The sequence below is a fragment of the Variovorax sp. YR266 genome (genome assembly GCF_900107295.1).
GTDB lineage: Bacteria > Pseudomonadota > Gammaproteobacteria > Burkholderiales > Burkholderiaceae_C > Variovorax.
In genome coordinates, this window is sequence record NZ_FNPM01000009.1 from 163,836 (window position 1) to 180,631 (window position 16,796).

Consider the following 16,796-nt stretch of genomic DNA (forward strand, 5'->3'; position numbering starts at 1 on the left):
ATCGTATGGCAGGATCAAAGGATGAACGAGCCCTCACGCCGAATACCGTATCGCACCTGGCCGGGCGCGCTCGCGGTGCTTCTCGCCATTGCCGTCTACGTGGGCGGCCTGACATTCTGGGACCGCCATACCTCGGGCAGCAGACCGTTGCCCGTGGGGGAGACGATAGATGTCGGCCAGGCCCGGTTCATTCCCGCCGACGGATGGGAGATGGATGTGTCGCGCTCGAAGGCAGGCAAGTCGCTGATGCTGTTCAAGGGCGGCCACAAGTTCCTGGTGACCACGGGCCGGTGGGTGGGCGGACCCGACGGCCCCCTGATACGGCAGCAGCGGCTGATGGAGCGCGGCCAGCGCCTGAGCATCGAGGGCGACGTGTCCGACTTCGTCACCTCCTGGGGCCTGCAGGGCAAGACTTTCGCTTACTACGGCTCAAAGCTGGCCGGCCGGTTCTGGCAGGTGGTCGACCTGCGGCGCAAGTCGCTGGTGCAGATCGACTTCTACGGCTCCAACGACGGCATGGACGATGCGCTGACGGAAGCGCGGCGCATGCTGGACTCGATGGACCTGGAGGCGCCGCAATGAGTTCGCCCGCCTTCGAGCAGGGCGACGCAGGCTGGCCGGTTGGCACCGATTCATTCTTCCAGCCGCAGCGCGCCGCGTTCTGGGTGCTGACGGCGCTGATCGTCAACGGCCTGTTCTACACGGTCAGCATGTTCTCGATGGGGTTCCGCGTGGTGCCCGTTACCGCGTTTCTGGGGCTGCTGGTGTGGGGGCTCTACTCCCTGGCTTTCTTCCAGGCGTTTCGCACGCTGGACTTGCTCGAGCAGCATCCGCCAGAGGCTTATGTGCTGGCCTTTGCGTGGGGCGGCATGGGCGCTGTCTACTTCGCCGCGCCGGCCAACATCGCGATTCAGAGCCTGTGCGCGAAGCTGGTGTCGCCGGAGTTCGTCGCGGTCTGGGGGGCGGCGATTGCGGGGCCGATCACGGAAGAATTCCTGAAGCTTGCCGGCGTCATCCTGCTGGTGCTGGTCGCGCGCAACCAGTTTCAGACTTATCTCTCGGTGCTGATCGTCGGTGCGATGACGGGGCTGGGTTTTCAGGTGATCGAGAACCTGAGCTACACCGTCAATTCGTCCATGCACTTTCCGCTCGAAAACCAGGTGTATCCGGTACTTCTGAACCTGCTGACGCGCGGGCTGCTGAGCGGGCTGTGGAGCCACGCGGCCTACACGACGATCGCGTCCTTCGGCGTTGCATGGTTCCTGCTCCACCCGGAGCGGCCGATGGTGATGCGGATTGCCTGCGCGCTGCTGTGCTTCGGCCTTGCGTGGGCCATGCACTTCGTGTGGAACGCGCCGTTTCTGGAAGACCTCTTCGATGGTGGATACGGCGAGATGGCCGTACTGCTGATCGTCAAGGGCATTCCCGTTGTCATCGCGGCAGGGCTCTTCTGGCGGGTTGCCGCTCGCGAGAACGGCACATACCTGCATGCCCTCGCAGCCTGGTTCGTGCCGGAGCGCGAGTTGATCCGTGACGACGAATGGGTTCGCCTGGGCGCGCCCATGCAGCGCTACAAGGTCCGCAGGGAGATGGGGTGGACCTTCGGCTGGAAAGCAAGGCGCCTGAAGACGCAGCTGCAGCGCGAGCAACTACGGCTGATCCGCAAGGCCGGCACCTACGGGCGCGGAGCGCAAACGCTGCGGCATGAAGTGGCCATCAGGCGGCTGCGCGCGGAGCTGGATCCGCTCATCGGGGCGAAAGCATGAGGGCGCTGCTGTTGCTGGTGCTCGCGGTGCTGGGAGCCGGATGGAGCGCTCCTTCGCGGGCAGTCACGCTCATCGAGCAGGCGCAGCTCACGCTGGCCTTGCGCGGTCAGGCTCCACCGCAGCCGCAGACCGTCGCACTGCCCTATGACTGGGATCAGCGGCAGGGCGCAGTCGACGGCGAGGCACGGTTCGCGTTCGACATACCGGTGGCCGACCCTGCCGCGCCGCTGGCGCTGTTCGTGCCGCGCCTGGGCAACAGCTTTCGTGTGCTGGTGAACGGCCAGGAACTGGCCCGATTCGGCGCCTTCCCGCCAGGCCCCTACGACGATGCCTCCGTTGCGCCGCAGTACTTCGTGCTGCCGGCCTCGGGCTCGACGGCGCCGCATCGCGTTGAAGTCGTCATCGCGGCGCAGGCTGCGAGGCAGGGAGGGCTGTCGCCGGTGGTGGTCGGCAGCAAGGCCGAGGTTCTTCCGTTGTACGAAGACGCCCTGTTCTGGCATGTCAGCGGCGGACGCTTCATTGCCATCGTGAGTGGCGTGCTGGGAGCGCTGTCGCTGCTGGTGTGGCTGCGACAGCGCGAACCGATCTACCTCTACTACGGCCTGGGAGAGTTGTTGTGGTCCGTGCAGACGGCGCGCGTGCTGTTCACGCATGTGCCTCTGCCCTGGCCCTGGTGGGGTGTGCTGCCGCTGGCTGCGTTCCAGGCGGCGGTGCCGCTGCTATGCCGCTTCGCCCTGGCCGTGGTGGGACGCGACGACACCCGCCTGGCACGCCTGCTGGGCCTGATGGCCTGGCTGGCACCAGTTGCGGCCGTGCTGGGCATCATGGTGCCTTTGCTGTGGCTGATGCCGCTGTGGCGGTCGCTGGGCCTGCTGGCCGCGCTGGCAATGATGGTCGTCGTGGTGCGCGTGGCGCTGCGCAGTGCCGTGCTGGAACACCGCGTGCTGGGCGTGGCCGTGGTGCTGGTCGTGCTGTGCGGCGCGCGCGACGTCTGGGTGATGCGCACATCGCCGGAGGCCTACGCGATGGTGCCGTGGATCCGCTTCGCCTGGGTTGGCTTCGCCATCACGCTGGCATGGGTCATCGCCGAGCGCATGCGCAAGGACGCCCGGGCGATGGCGGCAATGAACGCCTCGCTGGAAGCGGAACTCGCAGAGCGCAACGCTGCCCTGGAAGCCTCCTTCGCCCGCGAGCGGGAAGGAGAAAAAGCGCGCGGCGCGCTGGAAGAACGCCAGCGCCTGACGCAGGACCTGCACGATGGTCTCGGTGGGCAGCTGGTCGGGCTGCTGCAGATGACCCAGCAACCAGGAACGGCCCTCGGCGATGTGGCGCTGCACCTGCGCGACGCGGTGGACCAGCTCAAGCTCACGGTGGACGCCATGCATGGCTGCGAGGGCGACGTTGCCTCGGCCCTGGGCAGCGTGCGCTACCGCCTGGGGCCGCGCCTGCAGGCTGCCGGCATCGAACTGCACTGGGACGTGGGCCCCCTGCCGCTGATGACGGGCTGGAGCGTGCGCGAGTCTCATCAGACGCAGATGCTGCTGTTCGAGGCGTTCGCCAACCTGATGGCGCACGCGCAGGCGACGCGGGCCAGCCTCGGCGCGAGACTGGTGCCCACCAGCACCGGCGAAATCATCGAGATCGAGTTGCGCGACAACGGCCGCGGCTTCGATGCAGAAGCCAAGTTCGCGGGCAAGGGACTGACGAACATGCACACGCGCGCCGCCGCGCTGGGTGGCGCACTCACGGTGCGCTCTAAGCCCGGAGAGACCAGCCTGCGCCTGCGACTGCCCGTGCCGGCGGCGACAGCAGTCGGCAAATAAAAAAGAGGAGGGCTTCAGGGAGAAATTCAGGGAGAAATCGAGCGCTGCGTCGCGCTCGACAAGGCCCGTGGCATCCATGCCGGGTATCCCGGTGCGTATCGATTTGACTTTATTTTAGATATATCTAAAATAATTCAGATACACATCACAAAGGATACCCACCATGAGGCATTTCCATCTCAACCATCACCACTGCCACACCGCCCGCGGCGAACATGAAGACGGCCTTTCCGGCGGCCGCGGACACCGTGGCGGCCGCGGCGGCGGCGGACGCGTGTTCGGCCATGGCGGCCTGCGCTTCGTGCTGCTGCAACTCATCGCCGACAAGCCGGCCCACGGCTACGAACTGATCAAGGCCATCGAAGACCGCCTCGGCGGCAGCTATGCGCCGAGCCCCGGCGTGGTCTACCCCACCCTCACGCTGCTCGAGGAAATGGGCTACCTCAGCGTGGAAACCGCCGACGGCAGCGGCCGCAAGCGCTACAGCATCACGGCCAGCGGCCAGGAATTCCTCACGGCCAATCGCGAGATGGCCGACGCCATGATGTCCCGCATGAGCGGCGGCGTCGACGGCGCCGGCCCGCGCGGCGGACGCCCGCCGCAGGTCACGCGCGCCATCGAGAACCTCAAGCTCGCAATGCGCATGCGCCTGTCGGGCGTGCTGACCGAGCAGCAGGCCCACGACTTCGCCGCGGTGCTCGACAGCGCCGCGCAGCAGATCGAAAAGATCTGAACCCCATCTCAACCCGCCCTGCTCACCCAGGACTTCTGCAATGACTGACTTCAGTACTTCATCTGCTTCCACCGCCCCCGACCGCACGCCGCGCCGGGTGCGCCACGACCTGCGCTTTCGCCAGCTCACGGTGAAAACCGCGCAGCGCGTGACGCCGCACCTGATCCGCATCACCCTCACGGGCGACGACCTCGCGGGCTTCACCAGCCCCGGCTTCGACGACCACGCGAAGATCTTCTTTCCCGATGCCACCACCGGCAAGCTCACGCTGCCCACGGCCGGCCCCGAAGGCCCGGTATGGCCCGCAAGCGGCCGCCCCACCATGCGCGACTACACGCCGCGCCGCCACGACGCCAAGGCCGGCACGCTCGAAATCGACTTCGCGCTGCACGAAGCCGGCCCCGCCACGCAGTGGGCCGAGCAGGCCAAGCCCGGCGACGTCGTCGGCGTGGGCGGCCCGCGCGGCTCGTTCATCGTGCCGACCGAGTTCGACTGGCACCTGCTGATCGGCGACGACACCGCCCTGCCCGCCATCTCGCGTCGCCTGGCCGAACTGCCGGCCGGCTCTCGCGCGGTAGTGCTGGCGGAAGTCGATAGCGAAGCCGACGAGACTCCGTTCGACACGCAGGCCGAACTCACGTTGAAGTGGGTGCACCGCCGCGGCACCGAGCCGGGCCTGAGCCCCGTGCTGCTCGACGCGCTGAAGGCCATGCAACTGCCAGTCGGCGATTTTCATGCGTGGGTAGGCTGCGAATCGGCCATCGCCAAGGCGCTGCGTGCGCATCTGGTGGGCGAGCGCGGCGCGAATCCGAAGTGGACGCGGGCCTCGGGCTACTGGCGTCGCGGTGCGGTGGCAACGCACGACACGCACGACGAGTGATGCGGGTCTTTCAGTGCGGCACTTCGGCCGGGCCTGAGGCGGCCGCACTGCGCCTCGGGCTTTTGATCAGCAACAGCAGCGGAATCGCCAGCACCGTGATGATCATCATGATCGCGAAGTCGTCCAGGTAGCCGATCAGCGCGCCCTGCCGCGTCACCTCCGCATTCAGCAGCGCCAGCCCCGTCATCGTGTCGGGCGACATCATCTGCGGCAGCGTCGACAGCGCGGTGTTGCCCGGCGCCACGGTCGACGCGATCTGCGCATGCGCCTTGCTCGAGCCTTCGGTCAGCAGCGCCTGCACGATCGAGATGCCTACGCTGCTGCCGATGTTGCGCAGCAGGCTGAAGATCGGTGTGCCCTGGTTGCGCAGCCGCGGCGCGAGCGTGGCGAAAGTCGCGGTCGACAGCGGCACGAAGGTGAAGCCGATGCCCAGGCCCTGGATGAAGCCCGAGACGATGATCAGCGTGCTGTCCATCTGCAGCGTGAGCCGCGTCATCTGGTAGAGCGAGAACGCCGTGAGGCCGAAGCCCACGGCCATGATCGCGCGCACATCCACCTTCTGCACCAGCCGCCCCACGATGATCATCGCGATCATCGTGCCGACGCCGCGCGGCGCCGTCACCTCGCCCGTGTAGACCACCGGATAACCCATCAGCCCCTGCAGGAAGTTGGGCAGCAGCGCCATCGTCGCGAACAAGATCATGCCGACGATGAACGCGAACAACAGGCCGGTGACGAAGTTGCGGTCTTTCAGCAGGTCGCGGTCGAAGAAAGACACGCCCTGCACCGTCCACGTGTGGACCACGAAGAAGCCGAAGGCCACCAGCGCGGCGGCGGCTTCGAGCTTGATCTCCCACGAATCGAACCAGTCGAGCTGTTCGCCACGGTCGAGAAACAGCTGCAGCATGCCGATGGCCAGGCTCAGCGTGACAAAGCCGAAGATGTCGAGCTTCTCGCCCTGCGGCCGGCTCTCGGGCAGGTAGCGCGCGATGCCCCAGAAGGCGAAGATGCCCACCGGCAGGTTGATGAAGAACACCCAGCGCCAGTCGAAGTTCTCGGTGAGCCAGCCGCCCAGCAGCGGCCCGAGGATGGGCCCGACCATGATGCCCGCGCCCCAGATCGCCATTGCCTGGCCGACCTTCTCGCGCGGGTTGATGTCGAGCAGCACCGCCTGCGACAGCGGCACCAGCGCCGCGCCGAAGATGCCCTGCAGCAGCCGCGCGGCCACGATGCCGACCAGCGAGGTCGCAAGCCCGCACAGCGCCGAGGCCACCGTGAAGCCGATCACCGAGATGATGAACACGCGCCGCCGCCCCCAGTGGCCGCACAGCCAGCCGGTCAGCGGCAGCGCGATGGCCGAGGCCACGATGTACGAGGTGAGCACCCAGGTGATCTGGTCCTGCGAGGCCTGCAGGCTGCCCTGCATGTGGGGCAGTGCGACGTTGGCGATCGTGGTGTCCAGCGCCTGCATGATGGTCGCCAGCATGATCGAGATGGTGATCATGCCGCGGTGCGGCACCTTGGTTCCGGGCGCGACGCTCATGGCTTCTTGCCCTCGCCCGAGGTGATTTCCACGAGGCTGCCTTGCACCTTGGCGAGCAGGCTCAGCAGTTGCGCGCGCTCGGGCTGCGACAGCACCGCCATCACGCGGGCATTGAGCCCGTCGCTGAGGCTGAGCGCGCTGTCGAGCGCTTTCTCGGCGCTGGGCTCCAGATGAATCTTGTTGACGCGGCGGTCCGTGGCGCTGGGCTCGCGGCGGATCCAGCCGGCTGCGGCCATCCGGTCGCACAGGCCGGCCACGGCCATCGGGGTCAGGTCGAGTCGCTGCGCGAGCTCGGCCTGTGATAGCGGTTCTTCATCGCCGTGCATGGCCAGCGCGCCGAGCAGGCGGCACTGGGCGCTGGTGAGGCCGATGCGTTCGCGCGCGAGGCGGTCGAACTCTTCGCTGTAGAGCTTGCCCACGCTCTTGACGAGGAAGCCGAAGCGCTGGGTGAAGTCCCTTTTCATAAGGGACTTGATTATCTACATGTTTATTAGTTGGGGCTTAGCAAGCCTCCCTCGCACTCACACACTCACAGTCAAAGCCAGCCGGCGCGCCTGAACCGGTAGTAGAGATAGCCGCAGGTGCTGACGATCAACCCCAGCGCCACCGCATAGCCGTAGCGGAATTTCAGCTCCGGCATGTTCTCGAAGTTCATGCCCCAGATGCCGGCAAAGGCGGTGCACACCGCGAAGATGCTGGCCCAGGCCGCGAGCCGCTTGGTGACTTCGCTCTCCTCGATGGTGACCATCGACAGGTTCACCTGGATCGCCGTGCCGATGGTGTCGCGCATCGCGTCGATCGAGCCGTTGATGCGCCCCAGATGGTCGCCCACGTCGCGAAAGTACTCCTGCGAGCTCATGCAGATCTGCGGCACGCGCCCTCCGTGCATCTTGCCCGATGCCTCCAGCAGCGGTGCCACCGCACGCTTGAGGATCATGCTGCGCCGCTTCAGGTCGTAGAGCTGCTTGATCTTGTCGCGCGCCGCGCCGCCCTGGCCGAAAAGCTGCTGCTCGATGGCTTCGAGCTCGTCCTCCAGCGCGTCGATCACCGGAAAGTAGCGGTCGACCACCGCGTCCATCAACGCATACAGCACGAAGCCCGCGCCGTTGCGCAGCAGATCCGGCTCGCGCTCGCAGCGCTCGCGCACGCCAAGAAAGCCCTGCTTGCTGCGGTTGCGCACCGACAGCACGTAGTTGCTGCCGACGAACACGTCGACCTCGCCCACGTTCGTGCAGTGCTCGCCCTCGGGCGATGGCTCGACCATGTGCATGACGACGAAGAGCGAGTCGCCGTATTCCTCCATCTTCGGCCGCTGGTGGCCGTTGCGGGCATCTTCCACCGCGAGTGGATGCAGGCCGAATTCGTGCTGCATCACGCTCAGTTCTTCCGGTGAGGCGTCGCTCAGCGCTACCCAGACGAAGCAGCCCGGCCGGCTGATGTAGTCGCTGATGGCCTCGACCGAGATGTCGGCGAGCTTGGCGCCGTTTTCATAAGCGACGCAATTGATCAGCATCGGTACTCTTCCATATTCAATCTGGACGTTGATCAGGTCGTCGCGTTGGAATTCGAAGTTGCGGCCAGTTGGGCGGTGGCCGCCAGCGAAGCCTCGATGGCTTGCGTTTCGCTCCTGAGCAGCGCGAGCCCCTTTTCAGCCAGCGCGGAATGGCTCGCAACATCGGCCCACAGGCTGGCCGCGGCTTCGGAGCATGTCAGCGATGCGAATCGGATGCGGCCTTTCGCGAGATCGACGAAGCGCGCCTCGCGCAGGGGGTCGGTCCGGTCCCAGGCACCGCCGATGATCACGCGCTTGCCGCGCTTGATGCGGGGTTCGAGTTCCGCGAAGAAAGGCAGCTTCGCCGACACCCAACCCAGCATGCCGGCGCTGGCCGCGGTGTCGAAGGCGGATGGAGCGGCGTGCGCTTTCGCAAAGTCGCGCAAGGCACCCAAGTTGTAGAGCACCGGGTCCTTGGGCCCCGCTGCGCCGCCTTCCACCGGCCTGATGACAGACGGGCTATGGCCCGCGCGCCCCTCGGGCCGTTTCGACTTTCGCAGCTCCACAAGCTGGGCCGGTGTTATGCACAGATACAGCGCGGCAAGCTCTGCGGGCAAGGTGGCGCTGCCGGGCAGCGCAGCCGCGTTCGCTTCAAGGCCTTTGAAATCATCCAGCTGGGCCATGGGCGCCTTGTTTGTTCTTCACGCGGGGGTCGCGTCGGGGGATTTTAGAGTGGTGGGTGCAGGCCCGGCCGGCGCCTTGCGGATGTCCCATACAAGATAATCCAAGCCAAGGCTCGCTCGGATACCCCGACACAGACACAAGGCGAAATCATTGAATTCGAAGGATAAATCGACGGCATCCCCTGGCGGGGCAGAAGCAACGCTCGGGCACACCCCGATGATGGCCCAATATCTAGGCCTCAAGGCGGACCATCCGGACACCCTGCTGTTCTACCGGATGGGCGATTTCTACGAACTCTTCTGGGCCGACGCCGAAAAGGCCGCGCGCCTGCTCGACATCACGCTCACCCAGCGCGGCCAGTCGGCCGGCCAGCCGGTGGTGATGTGCGGCGTGCCCTTCCACGCGGTCGATACCTACCTGGGCCGCCTCATCAAGCTGGGCGAATCGGTCGCCATCTGCGAGCAGGTGGGCGAAGTCGGCGCCAGCAAGGGCCCGGTCGAACGCAAGGTGGTTCGCGTGGTTACGCCCGGCACGCTGACCGACTCCGAACTGCTCAACGACAAGAGCGAGTCGCTGCTGCTCGCGGTGCACGCGGGTTCGCGCAATTTCTGCGGGCTGGCATGGCTCAGCGTGACCGGTGCCGAACTGCGGCTGGCTGAATGCCCAGCCGACGCGCTCGAAGCCTGGATCGCTCGCATCGCGCCCAGCGAGCTGCTGTACAGCGCCGAAGTAACGCCGGCTTTCGAGCAGCGCCTGAAAGCCGCGCGCAGTGCCACGCCCTTCACGCTGTCGATTCGCCCAGCGTGGCAATTCGACGGCGGCCTGGGCGAGCGCAAGCTGGCCGAGCAGATGGGCAGCAACAGCCTCGCCGCCTGGAACGCCGAATCGCTGACCAACGCGCATGCCGCAGCCGCCGCGCTGCTGGGCTATGCCGAGCACACCCAGGGCCGCGCGCTCTCGCACGTGCAGCGCCTGTCGGTCGAGCGCGACGGCGACCTGATCGAGCTGCCGCCCACTACGCGCCGCAACCTCGAACTGGTGCAGACGCTGCGTGGCGAAGACTCGCCCACGATGTTCTCGCTGCTCGACACCTGCATGACGGGCATGGGCAGCCGCCTGCTGAAGCGCTGGCTGCTCTCGCCCCGGCGCGACCGCTCCGAAGCGCAGGCCCGGCTCGAAGCCATCGGCGCCCTGCAGTCGACCATGCTCGGTGGCACTGCCGCGCCGTGGCGCACGCTGCGGGAGCAGCTCAAGAACACGAGCGACGTGGAACGCATCGCCGCCCGCATCGCGCTGCGGCAGGTGCGCCCGCGCGAACTGCTGGCGCTGCGGCTGGCGCTATCGAAAGCGGAGCAGCTTGCGCCCTTGCTGCCTGCGTCTGCAAACCTCCTGGCCCAGATCACCGAACGCCTGGCCCCGCCGCCCGGCTGCGCCGACCTGCTGACCAGCGCCATCAAGCCCGACCCGTCCGCGCTGGTGCGCGACGGCGGGGTGATCGCTACCGGCCACGACGCCGAACTCGACGAGCTGCGCGCCATCAGCGAGAACTGCGACGACTTTTTGCTGAAGCTCGAAATCAGCGAACGCGAGCGCACCGGCATCAGCAACCTGCGGGTGCAGTTCAACCGCGTGCACGGCTTCTACATCGAGGTGACGCAAAGCGCGCTCTCGAAGGTGCCCGACAACTACCGCCGCCGCCAGACGCTGAAGAACGCCGAGCGCTTCATCACGCCCGAGCTGAAAGCCTTCGAGGACAAGGCCCTGAGCGCGCAAGACCGCGCGCTGGCCCGCGAGAAGTGGCTGTACGAGCAGCTGCTCGACGCGCTGCAGCCCTCGGTGCCCGCGCTCACGCAGCTGGCCGGCGGCATCGCCACGCTCGACGCGCTGTGCGCGCTGGCCGAGCGCTCGCACACGCTGCACTGGCGCGCGCCGAGCTTCGTGGCGCACCCCTGCATCGAGATCCAGCAGGGCCGCCACCCGGTGGTGGAAGCGCGGCTGGCCGAGAAGTCGTCGGGCGGATTCATCGCCAACGACACTCAACTCGGGCCGCAGCAGCGCATGCAGGTCATTACCGGTCCCAACATGGGCGGTAAGTCGACGTACATGCGGCAGGTGGCCATCATCGTGCTGCTGGCCTCCATCGGCTCGCACGTGCCGGCGGCAGCCTGCCGGCTCGGGCCCATCGACGCCATACACACCCGCATCGGCGCGGCGGACGACCTGGCCAATGCGCAGTCGACCTTCATGCTCGAAATGACCGAGGCCGCGCAAATCCTGCACAGCGCCACGGCGCAGTCGCTGGTGCTGATGGACGAGATCGGCCGCGGCACCAGCACCTTCGACGGGCTGGCGCTGGCCGCCGGCATTGCGGCCCAGCTGCACGACCGCAGCAAGGCCTTCACGCTGTTCGCCACGCACTATTTCGAGCTGACCGAGTTCCCGGCCACGCACCATGGCGCGGTGAACATGCACGTGAGCGCGACCGAGGCGGGCCGCGACATCGTGTTCCTGCACGAAATGCAGCCCGGCCCGGCCAGCAAGAGCTACGGCATCCAGGTGGCGCGGCTCGCGGGCATGCCCGCGGCGGTGGTCAACCATGCGCGGCAGGCGCTGGAGGCGCTTGAATCGCAGCATGCGCAAACTCGTGCACAGGTCGACCTGTTTGCACCGCCTCCGGTGGCCGAGACACCGCTGGCCAGCGCCGTAGAATCCGCGCTGGCCGCGCTCGACCCCGACACCATGAGCCCGCGCGAGGCCCTCGATGCCTTGTATGCCCTTCAAAAACTGAATAGACGTGAACTCGGTGCCGCATGATCCGGCGCCGGTCATGCCAGACGAACCCATGACTTACTGCGTAGGCATCAAACTCAACGCCGGCCTGGTGTTTCTCTCCGACTCGCGCACCAACGCGGGCGTGGACCACATCAGCACCTTCCGCAAGATGATCGTCTACGAGCAGCCGGGCGACCGCGTCATGGTGCTGCTGTCGTCGGGCAACCTGAGCATCTCGCAGTCGGTGCGAGAAATCCTCCAGATCGAGGAGCTGCGCGAAACCCGCGAAGACGGCACGCAGGGCGAGCCCATCACCATCTGGAACGCGAAGAGCATGTTCGATGCCGCGCGCGTGCTCGGCTCGGCGGTGCGCCACGTGTACGACCGCGATGCCGAGGCACTCAAGCATGCGGGGCTGGACTTCAACGTGTCCTTCATCTTCGGCGGGCAGGTCAAGGGCGAAGGCATGCGCCTGTTCCTGGTCTACGCGGCCGGCAACTTCATCGAAGCCACCACCGAGACGCCCTACTTCCAGGTCGGCGAATCGAAGTACGGCAAGCCCGTGCTCGACCGCGTGCTCACGCCCGAGACGCCGCTCGACGAGGCAGCCAAGTGCGCGCTGGTGTCGATGGACTCGACCATGAAGTCGAACCTGTCGGTCGGCCTGCCGCTCGACCTGGTGGTGTACGAGGCCAACAAGCTCGAAACCGACCGCGTGATCTGCATCGACGCCGACAACCCCTACTACCGCATGGTGCACAGCAGCTGGGGCCAGAAGCTGCGCGAGGTGTTCGACAGCATCGAAGACCCGGTGTGGGACGACAGCCAGACCGAGCATCCGCTGAAGATGCCGGCCACGCGGCACAGCCCGCTGCGCAAGATTTCCACGCCAGACGAAAAGCTGATCTGACCCCCGTGCCCCCGGTCGTCTTCTCGCACGGCAACAGCTTTCCCGCGAGCACCTACCGCGTCGTCCTCGACAGCCTGCGCAACCGCGGCTTCGAGGTCGACGCCATCGAGAAATTCGGGCACGACCCGAAGTACCCCGTCACCGACAACTGGCCGCACCTGGTGCAGCAGCTGGCCGACTTTGCGAAGCTGCGTGCCGACCGCGCGGGCGGACCGGTGTTCCTGATCGGCCATTCGCTTGGCGGATTCCTGAGCCTGATGTGCGCGGCGCTGCACCCGGAGCTGGCGCGCGGCGTGGTGCTGATCGACTCGCCCATCCTCGGCGGCTGGCGCGCGAACACGCTCAACGTGGTCAAGCGCACACCGCTCATGAAGAGCATTTCGCCCGGCGCCATCAGCCGCAAGCGCAAGAACAGCTGGGAGCATCGCGAGGCGGTGTTCGAGCATTTCCGCAGCAAGAAGGCGTTCGCGAAGTGGGACGAGCAGGTGCTGCACGACTACATCGACCACGGCACCTTCGATGCCGACAAAGCTGGCGAGGACGGCCGGTCACTGAGCTTCGACCGCGACGTCGAGACCGCCATCTACAACACCCTGCCCCACAACCTCGGCGCGCTTCTGCGCGCGCACCCGCTCAAGTGCAAGGCCGCCTTCATCGGCGGGCGCCAGTCGGCCGAGATGAAGCGGGTGGGCATGGCGATGACCGAGCAGGTCACCAGGGGCCGCATCGCCATGATGGACGGCACGCACCTGTTCCCGATGGAAAAGCCGCTGGCAACAGCCGCGGCCATCGAAGCCGCGCTGCGCAACCTGCTCTGAGCGACCGCGCCGTCACCCCTGGGTGACGTGCACTCCCGGCCGCCGGCCTGCATTCCACTTGCCATCTAGCGCCCGCTCGATCTGCGCGGCCAGCTGCAGCAGCAGCCCGTCGTTCGCCTGCGCCGCCTGTGCCTGGATGCCCAGCGGCATGCCGTTTTCCTGTGAGGCCACCGGCAACGAAATGCCCGGCATGCCGCACAGATTGGCCAGCGGCGTGTACGCGAAGTTCTTCCAGAGGTTGGCGAACCAGTCGTAGACGGACGGGTTTGTGCTCGTCGTCAGGTACTCGCTGGTGCCGACCTTGGGCGTGGGCAGCGCGGTGATCGGCGTCAGGATGATGTCCCAGCGCTGGAAGAAGTCGCCGAAGGCGCGCGAGGTGGTGTTGAACACCGCCTGCATCTTCGAGCGCTCGGTGTACGAGGTGTGCAGCCCGGCTTCCCAGATCTCGATGTTGATCGGCTCCAGCAGCTCGGCCGGAGGGCGCTCCAGCCCCAGCCGGTGCAGGTGGCCGTCGATGACCTGCGCGAAGTTGCTGATGTAGCAGGTGGTCTGCGCGGCAAAGGCGGCTTTGAAGTCGACCTCGGGCAGCACCCATTCGACATGATGGCCCAGCCCTTCGAGAAACTTGCCGACGCGCTCCAGCTCGGCCACGAAATGCGGCGTTGCACGGAAGTCGCCCCACTCGTGCGACAGCGCGATGCGCAGGCGGCCCGGGTCGCGCCGGATGAGTTCGCTGTACGGCTCTGCTGGCGACCAGAAGGGCATGAACTCGCCGGGCGCGCCGCCGCGGCAGTGGTCGACGAAGGCCGCCGTGTCGCGCACGGTGCGGCTGTGGCAGCCCTGGATCGACACCAGCCCCGAGAGGTCCGACAGGCCCGGCGCCAGCGAGAACACGCCACGCGACACCTTCAGGCCAATGTTGCCGTTCACGCCCGCCGGAATGCGGATGGAGCCGCCGCCGTCGGTGGCATGCGAGAGCGGCAGCACACCGGCGGCAACGGCGGCGGCCGTACCGGCCGACGAGCCGCAGGTGGTGTATTCGAGGTCCCAGGGGTTGCGCGTGGTGTGCAGCGCGTTCTCCGCCGAGCTGCACACGCCGAACTCCGGCGTCGTGCTGCGGCCCACGATGTTGAGGCCCGCCTTGCGTAGCTGCTGCGTAAGAAAGCTGTCGGCCGCCGGGCGATGGCCCTGCATCATCATCGAGCCGAATTCCTGCAGCCGGCCTTTCAGCGTCGGCCCGAGATCCTTCATCAGGTAGGGCAGGCCCGCGAACACGCCATCGGGGTTCATGCCGTCCTTCAGCGGATCGGCCACCACGTCGTCGAACACCTCGACCACCGCATCGAGTTGCGGGTTGAGCTTCGCGATGCCCGCCGCGGCCTGGGCCGCCAGCTCCGCCGCCGTCACGTCGCCCTTGCGGACCCTCTCGGCCAACCCGATGCCGTCGTGATCGGCCCATTCGTTCCAGCTCATTGCCAGCGTCATCCGCGGTGCTCCATTCTTTCGAGATTTCGTTTCAAGGACTGAGCGCCCGATTTTGCCGAGCGTGTCGGCGCGACGCATACTCGCTCGTCCTTGGGTGAGCAGGAACGAGGGACAACGAGCGCATCGCATGACCGACACCGCCTGGATCGCCACCACGCTGACCGCCTCGCGCCCGCGCGCGGTGGCGGCGCTGCTGCGCTACTTCCGCGAGCTGGACACGGCCGAGGAAGCCTTCCAGGAAGCCAGCCTGCGCGCCCTGCAGCACTGGCCCGCAAGCGGCCCTCCCAGCGATCCGCTGGCCTGGTTGATCTTCGTCGGGCGCAATGCGGCGCTCGACGAGGTGCGCCGGCGCAACCGGCACGACGCGCTGCCCGAGGACGACGCACTCATCTCCGATCTCGAAGACTCCGAGGCCCGGCTCGTCGAACAGCTTGACCACGCCCACTACCGCGACGACGTGCTGCGCCTGCTGTTCGTCTGCTGCCACCCCGAGCTGCCGCTCACGCAGCAGATCGCGCTGGCGCTGCGCATCGTCTCAGGCCTTTCGGTGCAGGAGATCGCGCGTGCCTTCCTCGTCGGCGAAAGCGCGATGGAGCAGCGCATCACGCGCGCCAAGAAGCGCGTGGCCTCGGTCGGCATTCCCTTCGACACGCCGGGCCGGCGCGAGCGCGGCGAGCGGCTGGCCGCCGTGTGCACCACGGTCTACCTGCTTTTCAACGAGGGCTACTCGGCCAGCGGCGGCGCCGAGCACGTGCGCGCCGCGCTGTGCGAAGAGGCGATACGCCTCGCGCGGCTGCTGCTCGCGATCTTTCCCGACGAGCCCGAGCTGATGGGCCTTGCTGCCCTGCTCCTGCTGCAGCATGCGCGCGCCGATGCGCGGCTCGATGCCGGCGGCATGCTCGTGCTGCTCGAAGACCAGGACCGCGCGCGCTGGAACCGCACGCTGATCGGCGAGGGCCTTCCGCTGGTCGAAGGCGCGCTGCGGCAACGCCGGCCCGGCCCCTACCAGCTGCAGGCGGCCATCGCAGCCACCCACGCGCAGGCCGCGCGCGCCGAAGACACGAACTGGGCCGAGATCGACCGTCTCTACGTAGCGCTCGAAACCCTTCAGCCCTCGCCGGTCGTCACGCTGAACCGCGCAGTGGCCGTGCACAAGCTGCACGGGCCGCAGGTGGCACTGGCGCTGACGAAACCGCTGGCCGGTGCACTGGCCGACTACTTCCACTTCCACGGCCTGCAGGGCACGCTGCTGATGCAGCTCGGCCAAGACGAGGAAGCCCATGCCGCCTTCGCGCGCGCCCTCGGCTTGGCCCGCACGGCGGCGGAAGCGGCGCACATCCGAACGATGCTCGACCGCCTCGGCGCGCCGCACTGATCGATCCTCCCGAACCACGAACCACAGCCAGAAAAAGGAAGACCATGCTCTATTCCATCCTCATCTACGGTTCCGAATCCGCGGTGGCCGCCTGGGAGCCCGGCGTCGAAGAGGAGATGCTCGATCGCCACACCGACCTGCGCGACGACCTGCAGGCGCAGGGCCGGCTCGGCACGGTGCTGCGGCTGATGCCGAACGTGGCCACCACGGTGCGCCGCGCGGGCGACATGCACCCGCTGGTCACCGACGGCCCCTTTGCCGAGACAAAAGAACAGCTGATGGGCATCTACATCGTGGAGTGCGAAACCGTCGAGGAGGCCACGCATGCCGCGCACCGGTTGGCCTTCGAGACTGGCGTGTTCGAGATCAGGCCGATCACCTGGTACGACCCGGGCGTGATTCCGGCGCGGATTCCGCAGGTCTGAAACGACGGAAGATTTTTTCGGCAGCGTTGTCGGATCGCGCCGCCGCCGTCCGTCCTTGGCTGGAACGCCCGCATGTCGCGGGCGGCAACC

General features: G+C 67.1%; 15 protein-coding genes. 10 read left to right on the top strand and 5 right to left on the bottom strand.

The features are described 5' to 3' along the window. Positions 1–21: 21 nt before the first annotated feature. The 5 genes from BLW48_RS23335 to BLW48_RS23355 all read left to right on the top strand — a co-directional run bounded on the left by BLW48_RS23335 (position 22) and on the right by BLW48_RS23355 (position 5,202). Complete coding sequence (locus BLW48_RS23335) at positions 22–582, top strand: hypothetical protein (RefSeq protein WP_093082416.1); 561 nt, start codon at positions 22–24, stop codon at positions 580–582. Next, positions 579–1,766, top strand: a complete 1,188-nt coding sequence (locus BLW48_RS23340) for a PrsW family intramembrane metalloprotease (protein ID WP_093177735.1) — start codon at positions 579–581, stop codon at positions 1,764–1,766. The genes BLW48_RS23335 and BLW48_RS23340 overlap by 4 nt, the downstream gene beginning before the upstream one ends. Continuing rightward, positions 1,763–3,589 (top strand): sensor histidine kinase, encoded by a 1,827-nt coding sequence (locus BLW48_RS23345; protein ID WP_093177736.1) that lies wholly within the window; start codon positions 1,763–1,765, stop codon positions 3,587–3,589. Before BLW48_RS23340 ends, BLW48_RS23345 begins: the two co-directional genes overlap by 4 nt. Before the next feature lie 163 nt (positions 3,590–3,752). After that, positions 3,753–4,322: a PadR family transcriptional regulator gene (locus BLW48_RS23350; RefSeq protein WP_093177738.1), complete on the top strand. Its 570-nt coding sequence runs from the start codon at positions 3,753–3,755 to the stop codon at positions 4,320–4,322. Positions 4,323–4,362: 40 nt separating this feature from the next. Beyond that, the gene (locus BLW48_RS23355; RefSeq protein WP_093177740.1) at positions 4,363–5,202 is read left to right on the top strand and encodes a siderophore-interacting protein; all 840 of its coding nucleotides are present in this window, start codon (positions 4,363–4,365) and stop codon (positions 5,200–5,202) included. 10 nt (positions 5,203–5,212) lie between these two features. Here BLW48_RS23355 and BLW48_RS23360 read toward each other — a convergent pair whose 3' ends face one another. The 4 genes from BLW48_RS23360 to BLW48_RS23375 form a co-directional block, all read right to left on the bottom strand. Next, positions 5,213–6,745 (bottom strand): DHA2 family efflux MFS transporter permease subunit, encoded by a 1,533-nt coding sequence (locus tag BLW48_RS23360; RefSeq protein WP_093059063.1) that lies wholly within the window; start codon positions 6,743–6,745, stop codon positions 5,213–5,215. After that, complete coding sequence (locus BLW48_RS23365) at positions 6,742–7,209, bottom strand: MarR family winged helix-turn-helix transcriptional regulator (RefSeq protein ID WP_093082406.1); 468 nt, start codon at positions 7,207–7,209, stop codon at positions 6,742–6,744. Before BLW48_RS23365 ends, BLW48_RS23360 begins: the two co-directional genes overlap by 4 nt. A 71-nt stretch (positions 7,210–7,280) precedes the next feature. Continuing rightward, positions 7,281–8,258: a magnesium and cobalt transport protein CorA gene (locus BLW48_RS23370; RefSeq protein WP_093082404.1), complete on the bottom strand. Its 978-nt coding sequence runs from the start codon at positions 8,256–8,258 to the stop codon at positions 7,281–7,283. 32 nt (positions 8,259–8,290) lie between these two features. Continuing rightward, positions 8,291–8,920, bottom strand: coding sequence for a hypothetical protein (locus BLW48_RS23375; protein ID WP_093177741.1), 630 nt, complete (start codon positions 8,918–8,920; stop codon positions 8,291–8,293). Positions 8,921–9,137: 217 nt separating this feature from the next. Between BLW48_RS23375 and mutS the strand changes: the two genes are divergently transcribed. From mutS to BLW48_RS23390, 3 genes are read left to right on the top strand one after another with little or no spacing between them, the layout of a single operon-like run. Beyond that, positions 9,138–11,735: a DNA mismatch repair protein MutS gene (gene mutS, locus BLW48_RS23380; RefSeq protein WP_093177743.1), complete on the top strand. Its 2,598-nt coding sequence runs from the start codon at positions 9,138–9,140 to the stop codon at positions 11,733–11,735. Between the two features lie 28 nt (positions 11,736–11,763). Further along, positions 11,764–12,603 carry a proteasome-type protease gene (locus BLW48_RS23385; protein ID WP_093059103.1) on the top strand — a complete coding sequence of 280 codons (840 nt, stop codon included), beginning with the start codon at positions 11,764–11,766 and terminating at the stop codon, positions 12,601–12,603. 5 nt (positions 12,604–12,608) lie between these two features. Next, entirely contained in the window at positions 12,609–13,421 is an 813-nt protein-coding gene (locus BLW48_RS23390) for an alpha/beta fold hydrolase (RefSeq protein ID WP_093082398.1), read from the top strand. A gap of 12 nt (positions 13,422–13,433) precedes the next feature. On the opposite strand, the gene BLW48_RS23395 is transcribed toward BLW48_RS23390, so the two are convergent. Beyond that, complete coding sequence (locus BLW48_RS23395) at positions 13,434–14,906, bottom strand: amidase (RefSeq protein WP_093177745.1); 1,473 nt, start codon at positions 14,904–14,906, stop codon at positions 13,434–13,436. A 127-nt stretch (positions 14,907–15,033) separates the two neighbouring features. Here BLW48_RS23395 and BLW48_RS23400 point away from each other — a divergent pair, with 127 nt between their 5' ends. Next, positions 15,034–16,281, top strand: coding sequence for an RNA polymerase sigma factor (locus tag BLW48_RS23400; protein WP_093177746.1), 1,248 nt, complete (start codon positions 15,034–15,036; stop codon positions 16,279–16,281). Positions 16,282–16,325: 44 nt separating this feature from the next. Beyond that, entirely contained in the window at positions 16,326–16,706 is a 381-nt protein-coding gene (locus tag BLW48_RS23405) for a YciI family protein (RefSeq protein ID WP_093177748.1), read from the top strand. The last annotated feature ends 90 nt before the right edge of the window (positions 16,707–16,796 follow it).

Coding starts and splice junctions, on each gene's coding strand:
- BLW48_RS23405 (WP_093177748.1), top strand. CDS start 16,326: ATGCTCTATTCCATCCTCATCTACGGTTCCGAATCCGCGGTGGCCGCC.
- BLW48_RS23385 (WP_093059103.1), top strand. CDS start 11,764: ATGACTTACTGCGTAGGCATCAAACTCAACGCCGGCCTGGTGTTTCTC.
- BLW48_RS23370 (WP_093082404.1), bottom strand. CDS start 8,258: ATGCTGATCAATTGCGTCGCTTATGAAAACGGCGCCAAGCTCGCCGAC.
- BLW48_RS23345 (WP_093177736.1), top strand. CDS start 1,763: ATGAGGGCGCTGCTGTTGCTGGTGCTCGCGGTGCTGGGAGCCGGATGG.
- BLW48_RS23355 (WP_093177740.1), top strand. CDS start 4,363: ATGACTGACTTCAGTACTTCATCTGCTTCCACCGCCCCCGACCGCACG.
- BLW48_RS23360 (WP_093059063.1), bottom strand. CDS start 6,745: ATGAGCGTCGCGCCCGGAACCAAGGTGCCGCACCGCGGCATGATCACC.
- mutS (WP_093177743.1), top strand. CDS start 9,138: ATGATGGCCCAATATCTAGGCCTCAAGGCGGACCATCCGGACACCCTG.
- BLW48_RS23375 (WP_093177741.1), bottom strand. CDS start 8,920: ATGGCCCAGCTGGATGATTTCAAAGGCCTTGAAGCGAACGCGGCTGCG.
- BLW48_RS23335 (WP_093082416.1), top strand. CDS start 22: ATGAACGAGCCCTCACGCCGAATACCGTATCGCACCTGGCCGGGCGCG.
- BLW48_RS23350 (WP_093177738.1), top strand. CDS start 3,753: ATGAGGCATTTCCATCTCAACCATCACCACTGCCACACCGCCCGCGGC.
- BLW48_RS23400 (WP_093177746.1), top strand. CDS start 15,034: ATGACCGACACCGCCTGGATCGCCACCACGCTGACCGCCTCGCGCCCG.
- BLW48_RS23395 (WP_093177745.1), bottom strand. CDS start 14,906: ATGACGCTGGCAATGAGCTGGAACGAATGGGCCGATCACGACGGCATC.
- BLW48_RS23340 (WP_093177735.1), top strand. CDS start 579: ATGAGTTCGCCCGCCTTCGAGCAGGGCGACGCAGGCTGGCCGGTTGGC.
- BLW48_RS23365 (WP_093082406.1), bottom strand. CDS start 7,209: ATGAAAAGGGACTTCACCCAGCGCTTCGGCTTCCTCGTCAAGAGCGTG.